Source organism: Clostridium sp. AF37-5 (genome assembly GCF_003477605.1).
In the GTDB taxonomy this organism is placed as follows: domain Bacteria; phylum Bacillota; class Clostridia; order Lachnospirales; family Lachnospiraceae; genus Eubacterium_F.
Window position 1 is genome coordinate 1 of the sequence record NZ_QUDR01000036.1, and the last position, 479, is coordinate 479.

The window sequence follows — 479 nt, forward strand, 5'->3', positions numbered from 1 at the left end:
AAAAGCAAAGGCAGTAGAATCCGCAAAGAATTATATTCTGGGGAACTGGGCAGGAATTATGGAATCCGTAAGGGCGAAGGATAAGAGCCTGCAGTGCAGCGCAGAGGGACATGTGAGCCACATTTATTCAGACAGAATGAGTTCAAGACCATTAGGCTGGAGCAGAACCGGTGCAGATAAGATGGCAAGACTGCGTATATACCGCCAGAATAAGAGGGACATACTGGAACTGGTTCGATACCAGAAAAAAGAACTGCCACTGGCTGCAGGTGCAGAAGAGGTGATATATTCAGCAACGCAGATGCTGGCTGCCGAAAGGCGCAACAAAAACAGGCTTGGAAAACTGGCAGATATGCCGGTATACAGTATTCCTTATCCACAGATAAAAAAGATAGCGGCACTAAAAAATCATATATGGGGATTGTAAGAAAAGAAGAAATCGGATATAGTAAAAACAGTTATCAAATCTGAAACAGGTC

The 479-nt window shown here is 44.1% G+C and carries 1 protein-coding gene; it reads left to right on the forward strand.

Annotated features, from left to right (window positions below; all coding sequences use genetic code 11):
* On the forward strand, positions 1-427 hold a 427-nt coding region (locus DW019_RS14305; protein ID WP_182431160.1), incomplete at its 5' end, for a UPF0236 family protein.
* Between the last annotated feature and the right edge of the window lie 52 nt (positions 428-479).